This window comes from Sporosarcina sp. FA15 (assembly GCF_051550195.1).
GTDB lineage: Bacteria > Bacillota > Bacilli > Bacillales_A > Planococcaceae > Sporosarcina > Sporosarcina psychrophila.
On the sequence record NZ_CP188818.1, the window covers coordinates 4,442,942 to 4,463,517 of the forward strand.

Annotated in this window: 22 protein-coding genes; 20 read left to right on the plus strand and 2 right to left on the minus strand. The window is 36.3% G+C overall.

Translation table 11 applies throughout. The features are described 5' to 3' along the window. Positions 1 to 258: 258 nt before the first annotated feature. The 12 genes from ACP8HG_RS21250 (at position 259) to ACP8HG_RS21305 (ending at position 9,432) form a co-directional block, all read left to right on the plus strand. Entirely contained in the window at positions 259 to 462 is a 204-nt protein-coding gene (locus tag ACP8HG_RS21250) for an HNH/ENDO VII family nuclease (RefSeq protein ID WP_067206126.1), read from the plus strand. After that, a complete protein-coding gene (locus ACP8HG_RS21255; RefSeq protein ID WP_067206129.1) occupies positions 459 to 902 on the plus strand; it encodes an SMI1/KNR4 family protein in 444 nt (147 codons plus the stop codon). Before ACP8HG_RS21250 ends, ACP8HG_RS21255 begins: the two co-directional genes overlap by 4 nt. Positions 903 to 1,858: 956 nt before the next feature. After that, complete coding sequence (locus tag ACP8HG_RS21260) at positions 1,859 to 3,346, plus strand: DNA/RNA non-specific endonuclease (protein WP_438297944.1); 1,488 nt, start codon at positions 1,859 to 1,861, stop codon at positions 3,344 to 3,346. A gap of 5 nt (positions 3,347 to 3,351) precedes the next feature. Beyond that, positions 3,352 to 3,831 (plus strand): immunity protein YezG family protein, encoded by a 480-nt coding sequence (locus ACP8HG_RS21265; protein ID WP_067206134.1) that lies wholly within the window; start codon positions 3,352 to 3,354, stop codon positions 3,829 to 3,831. Positions 3,832 to 4,109: 278 nt separating this feature from the next. After that, positions 4,110 to 4,901, plus strand: a complete 792-nt coding sequence (locus ACP8HG_RS21270) for a hypothetical protein (protein ID WP_438297946.1) — start codon at positions 4,110 to 4,112, stop codon at positions 4,899 to 4,901. A 1-nt stretch (position 4,902) separates the two neighbouring features. Continuing rightward, positions 4,903 to 5,328, plus strand: coding sequence for an SMI1/KNR4 family protein (locus ACP8HG_RS21275; protein ID WP_187046720.1), 426 nt, complete (start codon positions 4,903 to 4,905; stop codon positions 5,326 to 5,328). Between the two features lie 577 nt (positions 5,329 to 5,905). Then, positions 5,906 to 6,649 (plus strand): 3'-5' exonuclease, encoded by a 744-nt coding sequence (locus ACP8HG_RS21280; protein WP_338653475.1) that lies wholly within the window; start codon positions 5,906 to 5,908, stop codon positions 6,647 to 6,649. Between the two features lie 322 nt (positions 6,650 to 6,971). Continuing rightward, positions 6,972 to 7,220, plus strand: coding sequence for an NUDIX hydrolase N-terminal domain-containing protein (locus ACP8HG_RS21285; RefSeq protein WP_067206142.1), 249 nt, complete (start codon positions 6,972 to 6,974; stop codon positions 7,218 to 7,220). A 169-nt stretch (positions 7,221 to 7,389) separates the two neighbouring features. After that, positions 7,390 to 8,127: a hypothetical protein gene (locus tag ACP8HG_RS21290; RefSeq protein ID WP_342537639.1), complete on the plus strand. Its 738-nt coding sequence runs from the start codon at positions 7,390 to 7,392 to the stop codon at positions 8,125 to 8,127. A gap of 59 nt (positions 8,128 to 8,186) precedes the next feature. Then, a complete protein-coding gene (locus tag ACP8HG_RS21295; protein ID WP_067206147.1) occupies positions 8,187 to 8,369 on the plus strand; it encodes a hypothetical protein in 183 nt (60 codons plus the stop codon). A gap of 294 nt (positions 8,370 to 8,663) precedes the next feature. After that, on the plus strand, positions 8,664 to 9,095 hold the full coding sequence (locus ACP8HG_RS21300) for a hypothetical protein (protein WP_187046723.1): 432 nt from the start codon (positions 8,664 to 8,666) through the stop codon (positions 9,093 to 9,095). Positions 9,096 to 9,309: 214 nt separating this feature from the next. Then, positions 9,310 to 9,432, plus strand: coding sequence for a DUF3953 domain-containing protein (locus ACP8HG_RS21305; RefSeq protein WP_438298682.1), 123 nt, complete (start codon positions 9,310 to 9,312; stop codon positions 9,430 to 9,432). A gap of 205 nt (positions 9,433 to 9,637) precedes the next feature. Here the strand turns inward: ACP8HG_RS21305 and ACP8HG_RS21310 are convergent, their stop codons facing one another. Further along, on the minus strand, positions 9,638 to 9,802 hold the full coding sequence (locus tag ACP8HG_RS21310; RefSeq protein ID WP_342537640.1) for a DUF6440 family protein: 165 nt from the start codon (positions 9,800 to 9,802) through the stop codon (positions 9,638 to 9,640). A gap of 227 nt (positions 9,803 to 10,029) precedes the next feature. On the opposite strand from ACP8HG_RS21310, the gene ACP8HG_RS21315 reads away from it, so the two are divergent. Then, positions 10,030 to 10,536 (plus strand): CoxG family protein, encoded by a 507-nt coding sequence (locus ACP8HG_RS21315; RefSeq protein WP_438297950.1) that lies wholly within the window; start codon positions 10,030 to 10,032, stop codon positions 10,534 to 10,536. Between the two features lie 66 nt (positions 10,537 to 10,602). Here ACP8HG_RS21315 and ACP8HG_RS21320 read toward each other — a convergent pair whose 3' ends face one another. Continuing rightward, positions 10,603 to 10,857, minus strand: a complete 255-nt coding sequence (locus tag ACP8HG_RS21320; protein ID WP_187046726.1) for a hypothetical protein — start codon at positions 10,855 to 10,857, stop codon at positions 10,603 to 10,605. A 27-nt stretch (positions 10,858 to 10,884) separates the two neighbouring features. Here ACP8HG_RS21320 and ACP8HG_RS21325 point away from each other — a divergent pair, with 27 nt between their 5' ends. The 7 genes from ACP8HG_RS21325 (at position 10,885) to ACP8HG_RS21355 (ending at position 20,462) form a co-directional block, all read left to right on the plus strand. Beyond that, on the plus strand, positions 10,885 to 11,091 hold the full coding sequence (locus ACP8HG_RS21325; RefSeq protein WP_338653465.1) for a hypothetical protein: 207 nt from the start codon (positions 10,885 to 10,887) through the stop codon (positions 11,089 to 11,091). Positions 11,092 to 11,479: 388 nt separating this feature from the next. Next, positions 11,480 to 12,718: an ABC transporter substrate-binding protein gene (locus tag ACP8HG_RS21330; RefSeq protein WP_187046727.1), complete on the plus strand. Its 1,239-nt coding sequence runs from the start codon at positions 11,480 to 11,482 to the stop codon at positions 12,716 to 12,718. Positions 12,719 to 12,795: 77 nt separating this feature from the next. Further along, positions 12,796 to 13,740 (plus strand): carbohydrate ABC transporter permease, encoded by a 945-nt coding sequence (locus tag ACP8HG_RS21335; RefSeq protein WP_342537642.1) that lies wholly within the window; start codon positions 12,796 to 12,798, stop codon positions 13,738 to 13,740. Next, positions 13,737 to 14,558: a carbohydrate ABC transporter permease gene (locus ACP8HG_RS21340; RefSeq protein WP_187046729.1), complete on the plus strand. Its 822-nt coding sequence runs from the start codon at positions 13,737 to 13,739 to the stop codon at positions 14,556 to 14,558. The genes ACP8HG_RS21335 and ACP8HG_RS21340 overlap by 4 nt, the downstream gene beginning before the upstream one ends. 44 nt (positions 14,559 to 14,602) lie before the next feature. Then, complete coding sequence (locus ACP8HG_RS21345; RefSeq protein WP_438297954.1) at positions 14,603 to 17,659, plus strand: glycoside hydrolase family 2 TIM barrel-domain containing protein; 3,057 nt, start codon at positions 14,603 to 14,605, stop codon at positions 17,657 to 17,659. A gap of 244 nt (positions 17,660 to 17,903) precedes the next feature. Further along, positions 17,904 to 19,568 carry an amylo-alpha-1,6-glucosidase gene (locus tag ACP8HG_RS21350; RefSeq protein WP_342537644.1) on the plus strand — a complete coding sequence of 555 codons (1,665 nt, stop codon included), beginning with the start codon at positions 17,904 to 17,906 and terminating at the stop codon, positions 19,566 to 19,568. A 12-nt stretch (positions 19,569 to 19,580) separates the two neighbouring features. Beyond that, positions 19,581 to 20,462 carry a DMT family transporter gene (locus ACP8HG_RS21355; RefSeq protein ID WP_187046732.1) on the plus strand — a complete coding sequence of 294 codons (882 nt, stop codon included), beginning with the start codon at positions 19,581 to 19,583 and terminating at the stop codon, positions 20,460 to 20,462. Positions 20,463 to 20,576 lie beyond the last annotated feature (114 nt).

The window sequence follows — 20,576 nt, forward strand, 5'->3', positions numbered from 1 at the left end:
ATGAAAAATAAATATGATAACTGGCGATATGACATTTGAAACATACGAAATATTGTTGCAGGGAACTAGCCAAAAACTTACGTAATTAAACAAGCTCGTGGGTTTACAGATAGAATTAGTAATGAATTACTTTATATAGCTAACCATAAAGCACCTGATTGCCTTTTAGGCAACAGGTGTTGTTTTTTGTGAGCAATTTAAGGATAAAACAATGAATGAGACCAGCTTGAAATTCAGAACCCATGAAGGGTACTGTTAATGGTAACTGAACAAAAAGTTGAGGGACCAATAATTGAGATGCCTAGTAGATACCATGATCTAGGAAACAAAAGACAGCATCCATTTGGAAATAAGGGAGGAGTTGGCGGCGGAGAAGCTAGGCAGGAATTCAATAAATGGCGTAAAGAATATTGGAAAGTAAGATATGCCAATGAAATGATTAAAAGGGGGATAATTGAATGAAAATAGAATTGTTAAATGCGATTGATGAAGAGTTTGAAATGTGCCCTGAAGCCTTTGGTGGGCCCGTTAATATAGAGGAAGTAATACAAGCTGAAGATGAACTCAAAGTAAAATCACCAGAGGATTTTAAAATGTTTCTTTTGAGATATGGTTCGGAAGCAGTTGGTGAAGCAATTGTTTTAGGATTGAGAGAGGCGGAATTTTTTGCTACACCATCATTTGTAGAGAAATCTCTACAGTTTAGAAATATTCTTCCCGAAGGGCATGAGAGTTTTATTGTTATTGGAATAGACGGTGTAGGAAATTCGGTAGGTTTTAATTCTTCTAATACAGAAATTATTACATTTGACTTTGATTTTGGTGGAAAAGAAATAATAGCAAGAAGTTTTGAAGAATATTTAGAAAAAGCGATTCGAGAAGATTTGAATATACATTTTTAATCAAGAGTTTATAAAAATGTTCTATTGGAAAGTATTATGAAAAAATAAATTGTGCGGATGAAAGCAATAAATTAAGTGAGATGACATTTTTAACATACGAATTATTATTACTGGTAACAAGACAAAAATTTACGAAATTAAATAGGCTTGTTGGTTTAATAATGAATTACTTTATATAGCCAACTTTAAAACACTTGATTGCCTTTTAGGCAACATGTGTTTTTGTTTTTTTGTGAGAAGTTTAAACTTTGGACGGCATGGATGATGCTTTACTGAAATTCATAGCACATGAAGGTTGTACCATTATGAAGTAGTGTTGTAATACTTAGGCATTTCGAAAAGTACGATAATTAGACGAGATGACATTTTACATATCCAATATCGATGTAGATTTAATAGTGCGACAACTGAATTTTCATGCCAGGACTCGAATTAGATTTCCCAATCGTTTCTTTGGGTGAAGATTTAGCAAGGAAGGACGAAGAATGGTCGTCTGAAAATTAGTGAAATCCAAAAGCGAAGGATGTGCATCTCCTTCAAATCAATAGTTACCGCGTACTTTTGACGAGGGGAGGGACGGTATGATAATTTATATACCGCAAGATCCGCAATAGGATGAGACATATACGCTTTTTGAAATGATTGGCTTAGAAGTGATGTGAACTACTTTGTAGCAGTTGGGTGTTAGAAATGCCAAGGTAACTATGTAAGGGAAAACTTGATTGTTCGAACTTTCATGTTTGTTTGACGCACAGGCACCTCGATTTAAAGCTCGTAGTCTATAATCATCTTTTGCAACATGATCCAATAAGATTTTTTCAATAAATCTTTTAAACCATAGTTCAGATTCAGATGATAGTTCTTCTGAGTAACAGATTTTTACTACTCGATATTGTTCGTTCATTTAGTTCCCTCCAGTCTTATTTTTGTATTCATCTTTGACTGGAAGGGAACAAGTGCAAGAGGGAGTCATTCGTTTTAAGAGGAAACGTGATGATACCATCTCTCAACTTTATGAATTTGATGAAACTCAGACTACCGCACTACATCCCATTGAACAAGATTTGCAGACGATGAACACGTGGCTTACGGATATGGAAGGACTGTTCCAAGCAGGAGTAAAGGACATAAACTTCGTCCCGAGCCAATGGAATCTTCTGACGTTTAGAAGTGAAATTAGAACGGAACTGTTCCCAAAAGTGTACTTAAATCCAAATGACTTATGGGTAAAGGAACATCAACAGCTTATTGGTACGATGATTACTACAGCGACTTTTCAAACCCTTGAAGGGGAAAAAGTGAACACTGTCGAAGAGAATCTGGATGAAAATATAAAATACCATATGTATGAAAATGGTTTACTCATTAAAGAGTATGTTGTAGGCCAAACAGTTTTCTATGAAGTTGTTTCCAAAGTTGACTATAAGGAAGAAGAGACCGTTAAAGTCGACAAACCCAAAGAAAACAAATTACTTGATTCTTTCCAGTTTGGATTAGATTTAGCAGGGCTTATACCTGTTGTTGGTGAAGTCGCAGATGGCGTAAATGGTGTTATCTATACGGCAAGAGGGGATGCATTAAATGCGGCCCTTTCTTTTGGAGCGATGATTCTAGTTGCTGGCTGGGCAAGTACGGGTGGGAAATTAGCCTTAAAAGGAAACGATTTAAATCAAGTAAGAAAAGTGGTAAGTACAGAGAAGATGGCGTCCATCTATTCGCCAATTTACCAAGATGTCGTCAACAGTCCATTAGGAAAAACTCAAAATCAACTAGATCTCTTAACTAATACTCATTACCAATTGGGTACGCCAAATGCCCTTGCATTCAATATGCAATTCCCAAAAACAGATATTCCTACGAGTATCAAAGTTGGAGATGTTAAGGTTGAAGTGAAGAATGTGGATGTTGGGGCTAAGGGTACGGGAAAAGGTATAGTCAACGAAGTTAAAGAAATTGACTTCGGAAAGCACATAATAAAAGGTGAAAATGGTAAGAAACAACTACTCCCAAATACTAAGTATGTAACCAATAATAACTACAAATATACTACTGATGAACTTGGAAGTATAGTAAATGTAAATGCTCCTGAACTTGTATTGAAAAAGGCTGATAGAAATAAATATGCCCAGGCAAATGTAGGGGGAAAAGACAGATTACCAGATGATGATGGCGGACATTTAATAGGAGCACAATTTAATGGTCCTCCTGATATTGATAATCTTGTACCACAAAATAGTCAAATTAATAGGAGGGGTGGAGTTTGGTACGAAATGGAGACTGAGTGGGCCAATGCATTGAAAGAGATACCACCGAAGAAAGTTTCTATTAGCATTGATCCAATCTATTCTAATAATTCAATGCGACCTGATTCCTTTATGGTCGAATATGAAATTGAAGGACAATTCCCAGTGATTCGTGAGATTGCAAATAAATCAGGAGGCTGATATTGATGAGTTTTGAAATAGAATTAAACAAGTTATATAATAAAATTGCACAACAGGTTAATGATATGATTCCAACTGAATGGGATAATTTCTATTTTAATGGTGAAGTTAAGGAGAGAGAAGGAGGAGTTTTCTTCTTTTTTACACCCCAAGGTGAGGAGCAACACGTTTATTCACATTATATTCCAAAATTATATAGTATAGATAAGAGGGCTTATAATAAAGAACTACATAAATTATTGCAACTAACTGTTGAACTTCAAAAAGTTTTTATTGATAACGACCAAGAACCTTGGTTTTCAGTGACATTATTAATAAATGATACAGGAAAATTAAATGTACATTTTGATTATACAAATTGGCATGAAAGTGAATTTGGCCCAACAGCTAGAATTAAGTATTTTGAATATAAATATGTAAGCCAAAACAAAGAACAGCCAGATTTAGATTTAATAGAGAGAATGAAGGAATTTGAAAAAAAGTAAACAATAAAGCACTTGATTGCCTTTTAATAGGCGACAAGTGCTTCTTTATATTTTTATACTTATTGTAATTAAGTGGGCGTTAATCCGAGACCTAGTACTTTTCACAGCTCTATAATAAATTCGTCTTCTACTGAAAGTGACTTCTTACTCCAAGGAAAACAAAGTACTAGATACTTTTCAGTTTGTCTTAGATATTGCCGGGCTTGTGTGAAGTAGCAGATGGCGTAAATGGAGTTATCTATGCTGCGAGAGGGGATACATTAAATGCAACCCATTCTTTGGGAGCGATGATTCCCTTCGCTGACTGGGCAAGTGCGGGTGTGAAATTAACCGGAAAAGCACAAGATCTAAATCAAGTAAGTAAAGTGGTAAGTACAGAGAAGATGGAGTCCATCTATTCTCCAATTTACAAAGATGTCGTCAACAGTCCGCTGGGCAAAACTCAAAATCAACTAGATCTCTTAACTAATACTCATTACCAATTGGGTACGCCAAATGCCTTTACATTCAATACGCCATTCGCAAAAACGGATATTCCTACGAGTATCAAAAATGGAGCTACCGATGTTAAGGTTGAAGTAAAGAATGTGGATATCGTGACTAAGGGTACGGGTAAAGAAACTTATCAATATCTAAAGGACTATAAGAATAATAAATATTTTACTCGAAGTGTAGAGTATAATGCAGGTAAAGATGGCACAGGGTTTACTTATAAGGTATATCAAAGAGGAGATATTAATTGGGATATGGTCCGAACACAAGGTGCTAAAAAAGGTCGCGGATTAACAAATGCTGAAGCATCTGCGAAATACGGACTTGCTCCTATTCTTGATGATGCAAGTAGTGTTGCAACGTTACATCATTCACAACAAAAAGGTATTGGGCCATTATATGAAGCTTCAACTAGGTACCATAATATCAGTAATGCTAAAAGAGCTCCACTACATCCTTATAAAGGAAAGTTAAACCCATTTTATCCAATGGATGAGACAACTAGAGGAGCATTTCAAAAAGTAGATTCTATTAATTATTTGAAAATACGAGGAGAAGAGACACTAGGAGGAAAATAATATGAGTTTGCCTGAGAGACTAGATGAAGTTCTAGGAGAAGAAATATATAAACGTGAAGATAGCAATCTAGTACAAGATGCTTTAATAAGGCTAGGTGTAAACGTATCAGATACTTTCCAAGAATTTTATATCCAGTATGCAGGATCTTTTTGGGAAGAGCATGTACCCTTTGAATTATTAGATATAGCAGATGAAGAAAATAATATTGAATCATACACACTCATTTCTAGAAAAGAACATGGTTTTCCGAAGCAGTATCTGGTTTTAAGTGAAATGTCAGCAAATGCTGTATTAGTGCTGGATACTGTAACAGATAAAATTTATATAGTTAATTTTGAGGGCGGAGATGAACTGCTTTTAAAAGGAGAGCTAAAGGAAACTTGGTCATCGTTTTTTGATTTCTTGAAGGCATATTTTAATTGTTAATTGTGGATCAATAAAAGATACTGAAATTGTAGGTTTTTAAAACGGAGAGGTGATAATTGCCTATAGTGCAACTGGATTTAGTTATTCAATTGGAACAAAGATGGGTCTAGGAACCTCAGTATCAGGTTTATTGTTTTCGGCAGTAGGTTGTTTTAACAACGATAGCAAGTGTTTTAGAAAGGGAAAAGTGTTGGTGAAGAGTTGACGAACATAAAAATTAGAAGTGCGACAAACGTTTTTTGCATTTTAAATGCCATCTCCTTTACCGTAGGTTACTATACTTAAAAATACATATTGTGAGGTGGGAAAATATAGCTTTAGCTATTATTATTACACTATCGTTAGTACTTGGAGCGGCGGTAAATTTCAGATACCTGCGCACGAAGCTATTCCGATAATTCACTACAATTATATATTTAGTAACTGGAGATTAGATAAGTGCATGATAATCTAATCTCCATTGTTTTTTTATGCAAGTATGTGAATTGTTTGTTATTTATTAGTTGCACAGTGTACCTAACATTATATCTGGAAAAGAGATATGCTTGTTACAAGCTAAAATGAAAGAGGTATTATCATGCAATATATAGTTTTCGATTTAGAGGCAACGATGTCACATACAACAGATATGCCACAGTATATAATTGAAATTGGCGCTGCCAAAGTCTCGGATGTCGAAGGTGAATTAAAAATCATTGATAGGTTTCAGTCTTACGTAAAACCCCCACAAATGGATTTACTTGATAAGAGAACATTGAAATTTGTAGGGCTAACTACTGATCAGTTCATTGATTCACCGAACATGGTAGAGGTAATGCAAAGATTTCGTAAGTGGATAGGCGAGGAAGATTACTATCTATGTAGTTGGAGCAATAGCGACCTTCGACTCCTTGTCAATCACTATGCGAAGGAAAGATATGATTTATCGTGGGTAAAAAACTTTAATGATATACAAAGACCTATATGTGTGGATGTTTTTCAAGAAAACAGACAAATTTCACTGAAAGAAGCATTAACGATGAGTGGAATTGAACAAGATGGAGAACTTCACTCTGCTGGTGATGATGCGGTTAACACAGCAAAACTTCTTGTGAAAAATATAAAAGATATCGTAGCCACTACATCTGAAGATCCGTTTGCTCAAATAATTTGCGCTCTGTATAAGAATTGTTTCATATGTGGTAAAACTACAAGGCATAATGACCTTCACTTGAATGAAAAAGGCAAGAAGACTAATAGATGTAATACTTGTTGGGAAAGAATAAACGAAGAAAATCTAGCGAAAGAGTTAGAGGGAAAAGCCAATATCAAAGTACAATAAATCGGGTGCCTGTGCGCCACACAGATACAAGCAATTCACACCTCTGAATTAATATAAAAAAAAGCAGACGTTCTACAATTTTCCTGATTTTTACTATATTATAATACAATTATAGTGAATTAACTAATTAGTTCTGCGCACAGTTACCTGAGAAATTCAAGATCTCCGTATATTGTCGGATTATACGAATAGTTTAAAGGGCTGAGATCTATAAAATTCAGCTCATTTTTTATGAGGCGCTTAATTACAAGAAAAGTTTGCAACTTTAGAAATGAGTGAATCGTCTAGATAACGGATCAAACAACGAAAGCAGGTGCACTTCATGGGTTATCAATGGTTGGGATGGGCACAACTCATTCAAGCCTTATCGCAATCCAGCTTAGCCTTTTTAAGTAATATTTACGATATCGAACGCTACGAAGAATTACGCATGATTTGTGCAGAAATCAAGGAAGAGCGTACGGGATTAGACATGCAGGAAATCAAGGATTTATTCATGAATGACACAGGCTATCAAACGCCTAAAGTGGATGTTCGTGGGGATAGTTTTCAAGTGATGAAAGTGTTATGAGTAGCCTTCCTAACGATTTTTATAAAGATGTTGATGGTCATATGAGTGAGTTGGAAGAGTATGATGTTGTTTACCTTCTGAAAACAGAGTTTAAATAAGGGTTTTAGACAATTATGGATATAGTGATGGAATGCTATCCTTTAAAATACATTTTTGCGAGGTGAAAGATATGGCTCTAGCTATTATTATTACACTATCGTTAGTACTTGGAGCAGCGGTAGTATTGATTTGTGGGAAAGGGAATTTCAAGGGGATGATTGCTCTGTTACTTATGTTATGGGCAGGCGATTTCTTGTTTCTGTATGCAAAATTTGTAGTGGGTGACCCCTTTTTAACGTCAATTATTTATTTACCTGCGATGATTTTGGTGGGAATTCCCGTAATTGGGTTGATTATTATTGTTGTGAAAAGTAATGGAGGAAAAGATAGTGAGAAAATAGTTCGTGCGATTGTATTTTCCATAACGATGACAATTATCATTGTTTTTGTACCGTCATTAAAATCAGAGGGTAAATTCAAATTATATCAAAACGATTTTTATGCCGTTTCAGATGCGGTTTTTCAAGCGTACGACGATGGTAAAGTATCAGTTGGAGATCATTTTTCTTCATGGTCATCTAACACAAGCGATTTAGAAAACACGGATTCTGTTTTTTCTAGCAATGAAATTGTGAAGAAAATGGAAAAATTAAAACAGTCCGCTGGCGTATATGGTTATGATTTTGTAGATAAAGATGTCATCTATTTCAGTTTCGGTGCTGTTTTCCAATTAATTAGCGGAATTGCGATCAGTAGGAACGGTAAAGATCTTTCCACAGATGAAACACTGGAATCGCAACCCTATGATGGTGTTCCTACGTATAGGTATATAATGGATGGTGTCTATCATTTTACCGATGGGTTATAAGTAGTTATTTCTTTGGTAAATACTTATTCGTTCTAATAAAAGTACGAGGGGGTTTTTGTATGGAATTTTTTTGGATTGTACTAGGGGCATTATTGGGAACAAGTGGTTACGTGTGTCAGTTGACGTATATGAAAAATTTACACGAAGGAAAGGATATAAAAAATCCAAGGTTATTAGGCATTCTATCTATATTTTTTGCCCTTGTAATCGTCATGATGTTTATTGTATTTGGGTTGATGTGATTTAGTGATAAGATAGTTATTAAACTGGTGATTATTGTAAGACCCAAACAAAATATATTCTATTTATATTTTTAAAAATTTCAGGTACCTGTGTGCGAAACTATTGTAGTAATTAATTTAAATTACATATTTATGAACTGAAGATTAGATAGGTACATGATAACCTAATCTCTATTGATTTTTTAAGAAATTGTGTGAGTTGTTACTTGTTTTTTATTGCGCAGGTACCATACACTCAGGCAGTTTTTATCCTATTAAACTATCGGACAGATTAGTTCAATAAGAAGTAGACTATTGGAGAATTTCACTAATAAATTGATTGTGGGGATCTACTTGATTATTAGAAAACTTTTTTCGGGATTAATTGCTGGTATTTTGCTCATGTTAATTTATTTTCTATTAGAACAGTCTGGATTTGTCCTCTTAATAGGTGTTTATCTCTTACCCATTCTTTTGATTTATGGAGTGCTATCATCTATTCTTTCTGATTTCGTTACAAAAAGACTAAGAGGATTGCTCAGAGGAAGTTTGGCGCTATTCATTCATTTATTCTTTGCTGCTTCGTTTGTTTTAATGCCAATCTTAGAAATGGAAAGGAGATTTAATCGCTTAGTTTTAATTACCGCTCTTTTATCATCAAGTCTATTTTGGTGTATAGATGAGTTCCTTAGGTCTAAAAGAGCTAAAGATATATGCGAAAAGATAGATGAATTAGAAATTTATTGAATATCCATTTTAACATTCAACAAACGCGGCAGTTTAGCTTAAAAAGGTATCTATTGAAGTTGATAGATTATCAGTGGAGGTATAAAAAATGGAAGAAAGAAATTTTGATACTTTAAAGTTATTTCAAATGTTTTTTGCAATTCTTTTTATGTTACTTATTATTTATGGTAAGGTTACGGGAAAATATAACTTATTACCGTTGACGTTAATACTTATGAGTGTAATGTTCCTTATAATAGGAATACGAGAATACAAAAAAACACAGAGTTTAATGTGGGGGATCTTCTATTTATGCACTTCGTTATTCATTTTATTCGTTGGAGTTAAGGCATTATGATTAATTTAATAGAAGTAAAGTTCAACTAACTGGTATTTTGGTGTAACAACAGTAATGCTTTTCTTATTGTGCTAGCGGAGCTTTAGTTCAATAAGAAAAATTGGAACATTTATTCGTTTAAACGTATTAAAGTAAAAGGGCAGGCTAGTTTAAGTGTTCCCCCTATAAGCTGTTAGAAGAATCCAAAGGAACTTTTATTTAGATATTAATCAATCACTATATTCCCATCTTTATCTAGTAAAGGAGTCATTCCACTCAATCCCAAACCACTTGTCATGAGATAATTTACACCTGTTTCAGTATCCACTACAATTTTAATAAGGCCTCCGCTTAGATGTTCTTTTAATTTTACTTTAAATCTTTTTTTCATTTTTACATACCCCTTCCAATATTTATCATTTTACATGAAGTTATTAATAGGTACCATTTTGTACCCAGCAGATGTAGGTATCATTTAAAAAATTATATATAATGTCCATCTTGGGCTCACCTAAAAAGGAAACCTTCAATTTTAAGGTTTCCTTACTCATTATTTAACTTATTAAACTTCTTTTTGTAAGTGGATTAAATGTGGATCGATACAGTAAAAATGCTATTATGTTAGTAGTAGATTCACATTATAAATACATAAAGAAGGAAGTTGTGAAACGTATGGCAATTGCATCGCATTCTGTAATCATTCCAGCACCTGTAGAGAACGTATGGGAATACGTTAGTCAAATCGAAAACTGGGCAGTAATGGTTCCTGCCTATAAGGAGCATGAACAAATTGATGAACAAAAGTCGGTTTGGACATTCGAAGGGAATATTAAAGGATTTAAAAAAGCTGTAAAAATGGAGTTAAACATAACTGAATTTCATGAGCCAACGATGATTCGGTTCGAGTTAAAAGGGTTAACGGACAACTTTACAGGCAGTGGCCAGTTTACTGCTGATGAAACGGCTGGGCAAACAACGATGACAGGGACAGTTGAAGTAAATGCAGGCGGCTTAACAGGCGCTGTGTTGACACCTGTTATTAAAATGGTGTTGCCGAAAGTGACAACACGCTTAACGGAGAAAATTGCACTCCAAGTTAAACAGGAAAAGTTGTCGGTTCGGTAAAGAAGGTTTTACTTATTGAGGTGACAGGCAATCATGCAATCGTGAAAGTTTGAACAAACATGTTTGTTAGAGTGCCCGTACTTTTATATAAAAGAGGTATTGTAGGAGAAGTTGAAGTGTGTGGTGCGCAGGAACTACCACAATTCGAAGGGCGTGAATTGTGTGGAAACCAGGCATCAAACTACCGTAATCAAGCACATTATTCCAGCCACTCATTTTCACTTTAATCCAGTGAAATAGCTGAAGTAATGTGCCTATTCTTTTGCGACCTGTTAAATCAAGTACGGCGATTCCACTAATAGTGCTACGATCTTTCTCCATAAGCCAAACAATTGCGTCGGCAGTATTATGGCTGAAGCTCCACCAGATCCTTCACAATTCCGGCATTTTTTTTACAACTTTGGGGTAACTGAGATTTTATTTGGCGGTCCTATTGGTATTGGCACGATATTGATAGCACTGTTTTTGTGGCAAATGATTCATTACACCTTACCGAAATGCAGAAGATTTTTGCTGAAAATCATTGATGAACAAGAAATAAAAGTTTTGCTTTAGTATTTCTACTAAGCACGGGCTACTCTGCCGTGCTTTTTTTGTTGCCTTTCAAAGGTTTATTGTGTGTAAAGAACGGGTGGACTAGCTATTTTAGTAAAACTGAATATCGATAGACATTTTGAAACGCTGAGTGTCACTCTTTTTCTGTTGATTAAGTAGAAAAACCCATACTTTAAATGAGATGGTTGATTTTCGGGAGGGATTTTAACGCTAGTGATCATACATAAAAAAACAGTATCTATTATACGGATACTGTTTCTTTATGAAATAACGGACACTTTAACCTGTCCTTAGAATCGTTTATTTTACTAAAAATGATGAAAAAATAGTTTACTTTTAGTAAAACACAGAATATAATGAAAGTGTTCAAAAAAAAGGGGGGTATATTATGAAGTTTATAAAGTTTAAATCTGTTTTCTTTTTACTTATTGCAGTTATGTTGCTTTTAGTGGGGTGTAGTTCATCAGCTGGCGAAAAAAGCGGTACCACGAAAGATGGTAAAGTTAAACTCCGTTTCGCCACTTGGGACGTTGGCGATGACGTTACCCTGCAGCAAGATATGATTGACAAATTCAATGAGTCACAAGACGATATCAAAGTTGTTTTAGAGTCTTATGGAAGTGAATATGATACAAAAATCACAGCTGGTATGGGGGCAAATGATGCTCCAGACATTATGTATATGTGGAACTACCCGCAATATAAGGATGCGTTAGAACCACTCGACTCCTATCTTGAAAAAGAAGGTGCTGAGTACAAAGACAATTTCTATGAAACACTGTGGAACTATAATTCAGCAAATGGAGAAATTCTGGGATTACCAGTTGGTTATACGACACATGTTGTTTACTACAACAAAGCATTATTTGATGAAGCGGGTGTCGAATATCCAAAATCGGGTTGGTCTTGGGAGGATCTTCAAGACACAGCTAAGAAAGTAGCAAACAAGGATTCAAAAGTAAGCGGTTTCGCGTTCTCAGGAAAACCGGATCCATACGATTTCGAAATGTTCCTATGGAGCAATGGGACATCTTATGTGGATAAAGAAGGGAATTTGAAAGGTAACTTAAACTCAGAGAAATCAGTAGAAGTATTTGAGATGTTCCAGAACATGGCGAAAGATGGCTATGCTATTACGACAGAAGGCTCTGGAACAACAGAAATGAAATCTGGTAAAGTTGCAATGTTCGTCTACGGGGCATGGGGATTAACGCCGTTAAAAGAAGCGGGCATTGACTACGGTGTCGTAGAATTACCAGCATTTAAAAGTGGGAAAAGCGTCAGTATCTTAAGTTCTTCTGGTATCTCAATCTCTAAAAACTCAAAACATAAAGATGAAGCATTCGAATTTATCAAATTCTGGACAAATGAAGATGCGAATAAGGAAAGAATTGGTTTTGAACTACCTGTTTTGAAATCAGTCGTAGAAAGTGAACAACTTGAACAAGATGAAGTGAAAAGTGTGTTCTATTCTATGCTTGAACAGAGTGATGGCTATACGCCAGCATCTTTCATCGTTGAAGACTGGAGTAAAGTATCCGAGAATTTGCAATATACGTTTGAATCGATGTTAAATCCAAGTACATTAATGAACCCGAAAGAGGCATTAAATAGTGCTGTAGAGTAAAAATATTAATCTTTAATGCGGTAAAGCACTTTTTAAGTGCTTTACCCTATTTTCTAATCTGATGATGGGGGCATTTTATGCGAAATATAACAACGAAGAAAACGAAAAGCTATCAGTTAGTAAATAGAAAAGTGCCCTATTTATTTATTTCACCGTGGATCATTGGTTTTTTGGTATTCACCCTGGGACCACTGATTCTCTCATTAATTATGAGCTTTTATAATTGGCCAATTACAAGTGAACCAACATTTGTGGGGATCGATAACTACAAAACAATGTTCACTGCAGATCCGCAGTTTTATAAATCTATAATTATTACCCTTAAATTTGCTGCAATATTTGTACCCTTAAACTTAGCTATTGCATTAATTTTAGCACTTCTCATTACTCAACCATTAAAAGGAATGAAATTTTTCCGTACGATTTTCTACTTACCTGCGGTTGTTTCAGGTGTTGCCATTTCGATTATTTGGGGTTGGATTTTCAACTCAGAGTACGGAATTTTAAATTACTTACTATCGTTTCTTGGCATTGAAGGTCCAAGATGGCTTGTAGATCCGAAGTGGGCACTTCTCACAATTGTCATTGCGAGTGCTTGGGGCGTCGGAATTATGATGCTAATCTTTTATACCAATATAAAAGGGATCCCAGCTGAATTATATGAGGCGGCAGCGATTGACGGTGCTGGTCCGTTCCGTCAGTTTTTCAGTATTACGATTCCTAGTATTACGCCGACCATTCTGTTTAACGTCATTACATCAGTCATCGGAGCACTGCAGCAGCTGACCTTGGTCTTACTGTTAACTGGTGGTGGCCCCTTAAAGTCCACCTATTTCTATGGTTTGTACGTGTATAACAACGCTTTCAAACACCATCAACTGGGATATGCAAGTGCAAACGCATGGTTCATGTTCATCGTGATATTAGTCTTAACAATGTTAATCTTTAAGACATCATCTGCATGGGTGTTCTACGAAAATGAAGTGAAAAAAGAAGGGAAGAAAGGGAGGAGAAAAAAATGAAAATATCAAAAGGATATAAAATCATCATGTACAGCCTTCTAGGACTATTTTCACTTTACTTCGTATTACCATTTGTGTGGGTAATCCTTTCTGCATTAAAAACAGAAACCGAAGTGTTTAGCTATCCTCCAAAGATTTTTCCAGAAGTACTTCAGTGGAAAAACTTTGTTGATGCTTGGACTAGTCAACCATTCGGCGTCTATTTAAAGAACTCCGTCATCGTTACAGTGATGACAACGATAGGTCAGCTACTATCCTGTTCATTAATTGCCTATGGATTTGCTAGATTTGATTTTAAATTTAAAAACACTCTTTTCGTCTTGATGCTTGCGACAATGATGATTCCTTGGGACGTCACAATGATTCCGTTATATATGGAATTCAAAATGTTTGGTTGGATTAACACATTAAAGCCATTGATTGTCCCATCATTTTTTGGATCGGCATACTATATCTTTTTGTTAAGACAATTCCTTATGAGTATACCGAAGGATCTTGAAAATGCAGCAAGAATCGATGGTGCAAATGAATTCCAAATCTTCTATAAAATATTCATACCTGTTATGAAAGCTCCTCTGATCTTAATCGCGGTGCTCAATATGTTATCAGTATGGAATGACTACCTGGGTCCATTAATCTATCTTCAAGATCAATCGAAATATACATTAGCACTAGGATTAGCAGCATTTAAAGGAGTTCATGATCTTCAAATTCTACCAATTATGTCGATTACTTTAGTCATGATCGTTCCACCAGTTGTGATATTCCTATTTGCGCAGAAGTACATTGTTGAAGGAATCAGTGGTTCTGTTAAGTAAGAAATACTGAAATACCAATATAGTATTATATGGGGGAAGATAATATGCGTCGCGAAATGAAGAGATGGGAAGATATCAGGATAATGGGTATCAATAGACTTCCCGCTCATGCTGATTTTTATAGATATGAATCGAAAGAAAATGCACAAACATTTACGAAGGAAAATAGTATAGGCTATACATTACTAGATGGCGTATGGAAGTTCTTATTTTTAAATGCACCTGAGCTTTCACCGAAAGGCTTTGAAAAAGAGGACTTTAGCATCGATAGTTTAGACGATATGGAAGTTCCTTCAAGTTGGCAAATCAAGGGCTATGGCAACATGCATTACACAGATGTTTTATATCCGTTTGCTATCAATCCACCGTTTGTACCACAGGAAAATCCAACGGGCATCTATTTTAGAGATCTTGTTGTTTCTGACTTAGCAGATGATGAAGCACTTATTTTAAAATTCAATGGCGTGGATTCTGCATTTGATTTATATGTCAATGGACAGCATGCTGGTTTTAGTAAAGTTTCAAGATTACCGTCTGAATTCGATATCACAGAATTCGTGAAAGTTGGCAGTAATCGTCTCACTGTTAGAGTCTACCAATTTTCTGATGGAACTTATATAGAAGACCAGGATATGTGGTGGCTGTCTGGTATTTTTAGAAGTGTTGAACTGTTTAAAATCAACAAAGAGACACTTTGGGATGTCCATGTTGAAACACTTCCCGATGAAAACTATGAGAATTTCACATTAAAAATAGGCGGAGCATTTTTAACAGACCAGGTAAAAGATGTAGTAGCTACGCTTTACCATCATGACAAACAAGTTGACCAGTTTGACATGGAAGTCGTTGACGGGAAATTCGAAGTAAGTAAAGTTCAGGAAAAACCGCTTCTATGGAATGCAGAGGAACCAAACCTCTATACACTTCACCTCGAGTATAACTTGTTAGGTGAAAAGGAGGTTGTGCCACTGCGCATAGGGTTCCGTGCCATTGAGGTGAATGACAATGAAATCCGTGTCAACGGAAAACGCGTTTTCTTTAATGGTGTGAATCGCCACGACGCACATGCGAAGACTGGTAGAACAGTCAACTACGAGGATATGATTCAGGATATTAAAATGATGAAACAGTTCAATATCAATGCTGTTCGTACAGCGCATTATCCAAATAATGATGTATTCTATGACTTGTGTGATGAATATGGTCTTTACGTCATTGACGAAGCAGATCTTGAATGTCATGGTTTTGAAAATACCGGAAATTACAATTGGATTTCTGACAACGAACTATGGGAAAAGCAATATGTAGATCGAGCAGTACGTATGGTACAAAGAGACCGTAACCATCCAAGTATCATCATGTGGTCACTCGGAAATGAATCAGGTGCTGGAAGAAACTTTACGGCTATGTACAATGCCATCAAGACGATTGATTCTACTAGATTAGTTCATTATGAGGGAGACAGAAATGCTGCATACAGTGATGTGTACACAACGATGTACACTCGCTTAAACAAACTCGAAGAAATCGGTAAGGATTCAGAAGGCAAGAAGCCTCATATTTTATGTGAATATGGACATGCAATGGGGACTGGCCCTGGAGGCTTAACGGAATATCAACAACTGATGAGAAAATATCCTAGATTGCAAGGTGGCTTCATCTGGGAATGGTGTGACCATGGAATTGAAACGACAAACGACAAAGGTGAAATCGTTTATTTATATGGCGGAGATTACGGCGACTTCCCGACAAACACCAACTTCTGTATTGATGGGCTTGTGTTCCCGGATAGAACGCCGTCACCAGGACTTTGGGAATATAAAAAAGTAATTGAACCAATTGTCACGGAGGAAGTAAACCTAGCTGAAGGTGAAATTCGTATTAACAATCTATACGATTTTAGAAACTTAAGCGGAGTAACCCTGCGTATTGAAGTAAAATCAATTGGTACACTGATTGAATCACATGACATGCAGTTACCAAGTATCGGAGCACATGAATCGTTGGCTATTACGCTTCCAGTAGATATAGTAAAAGCTGCCCAGCATGACGATGTTCGGATCTACTTAAGCTATCTGGAGACTGAAGATACTCTCTATGCGGGTAAAAATCATGAGATTACAAAAGAAAGCTTCTTATTAGCATCTACAAAAATTGAAAAAGAAGTGCGGTCTATCACTTCATCAGGATCTGACTTTGTCATTAAGGATGAAGGTGCTCTGCTGAAGGTTGAAAACGACCAGTTCGAGGCTGTTTTCTCAACTGTGTATGGCACACTAGAATCGTTCAAATCTGAAGGGGAAGAAATTATTAACAAAGGACCTGAAGTAACCCTTTGGAGAGCGATTATCGACAATGATATGTACAAAAAGGATGACTGGGTCAATAAGTACTTCCTTAAAAATACCAAAGAACAATTAGCAGAAGTGACGTACGAAGTGACAGCAGATTTCACGGATGTCAAAATCACGAAGTACTTATCTACTGTCAATCAAGCATGGGGCTTCCATCTGACATATCACTATCGTCTGACGAAAGATGGTGCCTTGAATATTGATTTGCAAGGTGAAAAAGTATTACGAGGTCATGAAATTCCAGAAATGCTGCCACGCATCGGCGTAACGATGCATTTGAACGAGGATTACAACAAAGTTAGCTGGTATGGTCGCGGTGATTCTGAATCGTACCAGGATACAAAACGCAGCCAACCAATTGGTTTATATAATAAAACCATTCAAGACATGCATACCGATTATGTATACCCGCAGGAAAATGGTTCACGGTGTGATAGCTCTTTCTTAGCTGTAGCAAACGATAAGCAAGCATACTTGATTAATTTTAAAGAAACGTATGATTTTACAATACATGATTACGAAACAAGTGCGCTTGAAGAGGCCAAACACCGCGGTAATATTAAGAAGTCACCATTTACAGTGCTGACTATTGATTACAAGCAAAGTGGTGTGGGAAGTAATAGTTGCGGTGAGGAGCAGTTACCTCCATACAGAACAGTGATTCAGGACTTCAATCTTCAATTTGAACTTAGAAAAATAGACAAGAGCAGCCTAGTGGAAGAGAGTAAATTTTTCGCGGTTCAGTAAGAAGTATGCAGGGGAAACCCTGCTTCTTATTTCGATCAATTACGCCTCGGCGAAACTGCGTCCAGATTTTTTCGAGCTAGAGGACTACAGGAAGTAGGTCATGCAGTCGTTGCGACAGGACGTCGCGAACTTAGACTGCCTTCTTAAGCTCCTCTGAAAATCTGTGACATCCGGCATCCATCCCGCCACTTATAGAAGTGGCGGACTTCTGCTGATTCAAGTTAAACAAAAGGAGCGAAATTCCATGAAATTAAATATAAAAGAAATCCCTTTTTCTCGATTTGGTTCATATTTTTGTGTATCAAAGGAATTGGATACAAACGAAGTTTATATACGTGATGTTCATGGCGGAGATGATGCGCCATCAAAATTATTTAAATTGGATTTGTTACAGGATGGAGTTGAACAAGAATTTGACATCGCCGCTACAGAAACGTCCTTGCGCTTTTTTCTAGTAAAAGATACAGAGAAATATGCAGAAATCAATATTCCGGAAGAAGATGAACTTCATATTGAGGCAAATGGGGTTGAAGTTCGTTTACAAGCTAGTAAAGTGAAGTACGATACCCTTCACGAATATAAGGATGGCATGTATGAATATCATATCTATCCGAAGGAATTAAAGCTGATGATTAGCAAGCTTTCAGGCGAGATGTCTGTTGACGCACCGTGGAATGTGATTGGCAATGATTATATTGACATTCGTATAAGTAATGGCCACTTCGTCATCGAAAGCTATCGCACTGTGTTTAAACCGAAAGAGTATGCAAGCTTTCAAGCAGGAAAAGAAAAGGTTGAGCATCTCTATCAGGAGTGGGTAGAAAATAATACCGAGAAAAATGAAGTATACCAAGCTTCAATTGATCGTGCGGCGTATATTACTTGGTCAAGCATCGTTCACCCGGATGGACTATTAAAAAATTATGCCATGTATATGTCAAAACTTTGGATGTATAACATCTGGTCTTGGGACAATTGCTTTAACGCATTACATATAGGTGCGAAGTATCCGGAGTTATCCTATTCTCAGCTGAAGATCTTTATGGACGCGCAGGACGAATCAGGCGTATATCCAGACTTTGTGAATGATAAGTTTGTGTCTTATAACTGTATTAAACCACCGGTCTTCGCATACGCTTATGAAAAATTAATGGAAGTAAATGACTACTTTAAGGAAGAAAGTCGTCTAAGAGAAGTGTATGAATCTACTAAAAAAGTAATGCTTTACTTCGATTTATACCGAACGTACGAAGGGAGACTTCCACATTATAAGCATGGTAATGACTCGGGTTGGGATAATTCCTCCTTGTTCCATAGTGGAATGCCGGTAGAGGCACCAGATCTCACTAGTTTTTTAATTAGAACGTATGATATTTTAACGAAATTTGCTGGTCTTCTTGGCGAAGAGGAAGAAGCAAAGCAATTTACTGGAAAAGCAGACACACTTTTCTCCTTATTAATGGAGCGCCTTCATGATGAAGATGGCTTCTTTGGTCGTGTTGGTAAGGATGCTAAGAAAATTGACACACGCTCCAGTCTAATTTTACGTTTACCGGTTTTAATCGGATATCGCTTAGAAAAACAAATCATGGACCAACTTGTAGATGACCTTGTGGAAAACTTTGAAACGAAATATGGATTTGCAACGGAAATGCCATCAAGTCCATTATATAAGGAAGATGGTTATTGGCTTGGACCGATTTGGGCCCCTGTTACTTATCTTTTTATTGATTCATTAAAGAGTTTTGGCTACGGTGAGGTTGGAGAAAGAATTAAAGAAAAATATCTAAATCTCACGCTTGTTGGCGGTATGGCAGAAAACTTTGATCCGCATAGCGGAAAAGGGCTCGTCGATACTTCCTTTACGTGGACATCAAGTGTGTTCCTATCGTTAATCGAAAGTAAGTAGGTGGAGGATACAATGCGGAAATATATTGGAGAACTAGGGCTCGCGGTTGTCGCCGTTATTTGGGGAAGTGGGTTTGTTGCAAGTGCAGTGTCACTCGAGCACTTTACACCATATCAAATACTTGCAATCCGTTTCCTTATTGGTATTATTTTGTTAAGTCTTGTCTTTTTTAAGAAACTAAAGAATATTAAAAAGAGTACAATTATAAAAGGTTCCATCATTGGAATCTTTTTATACTTGGCATTTGCTCTACAAACGGTTGGATTGGTATATACGACGCCTTCGAAAAATGCTTTTTTAACCGCTGTCAATGTAGTCATTGTACCATTTATTGCGTTTTTCATTTTTAAACGAAAAATGGACAAGTTTGAGTTGTTTGGTGCATTACTTGCGATCATTGGCATCGGTGTGTTATCACTACAGCTTTCGGGTGGCATTAATTTTGGGGATGTACTTACATTATTATGTGCAGTAGCGTTTGCGTTCCATATTTTTTACACAGCGCAGTTTGTAAAGAACGAAGACCCCGTACTATTAACAGTGGTTCAAATGGCAGCTGCAACAGTGTTAGGATTTATTGTAGTCCTTTTCAAAGGAGAAACGAATTTTGTAGCAAATTTTGAAGGAGTATCGGCTGTTTTATATTTGGGTGTATTCTCCACCACGATTGCTTTTTTACTGCAAACAGTCGCTCAAAAGTTCACAAGCGAAACAAAGGCGGCAATCATTTTATCGACAGAGGCATTCTGGGGGATGGTTTTCTCCGTCATTATTTTAAGCGAGGTTTTAACCGCCAAAATGGCTATCGGAGCGATACTAATCCTTGTAGCTATTATTATTTCGGAAACAAAGCTGAAATTCCTCAAAAAAAATTACCGTAAAGAAGCAGTGTAGCAAAAGTGTTTACGAAGAACGGCTTTTGCGAACCAAAGCAAAGTGTTGAAAGCAAGTCGGCATAAGTTGGAATTAATTTATATATAGAAGTAAAAAACAAAGTAGGTATAAAAA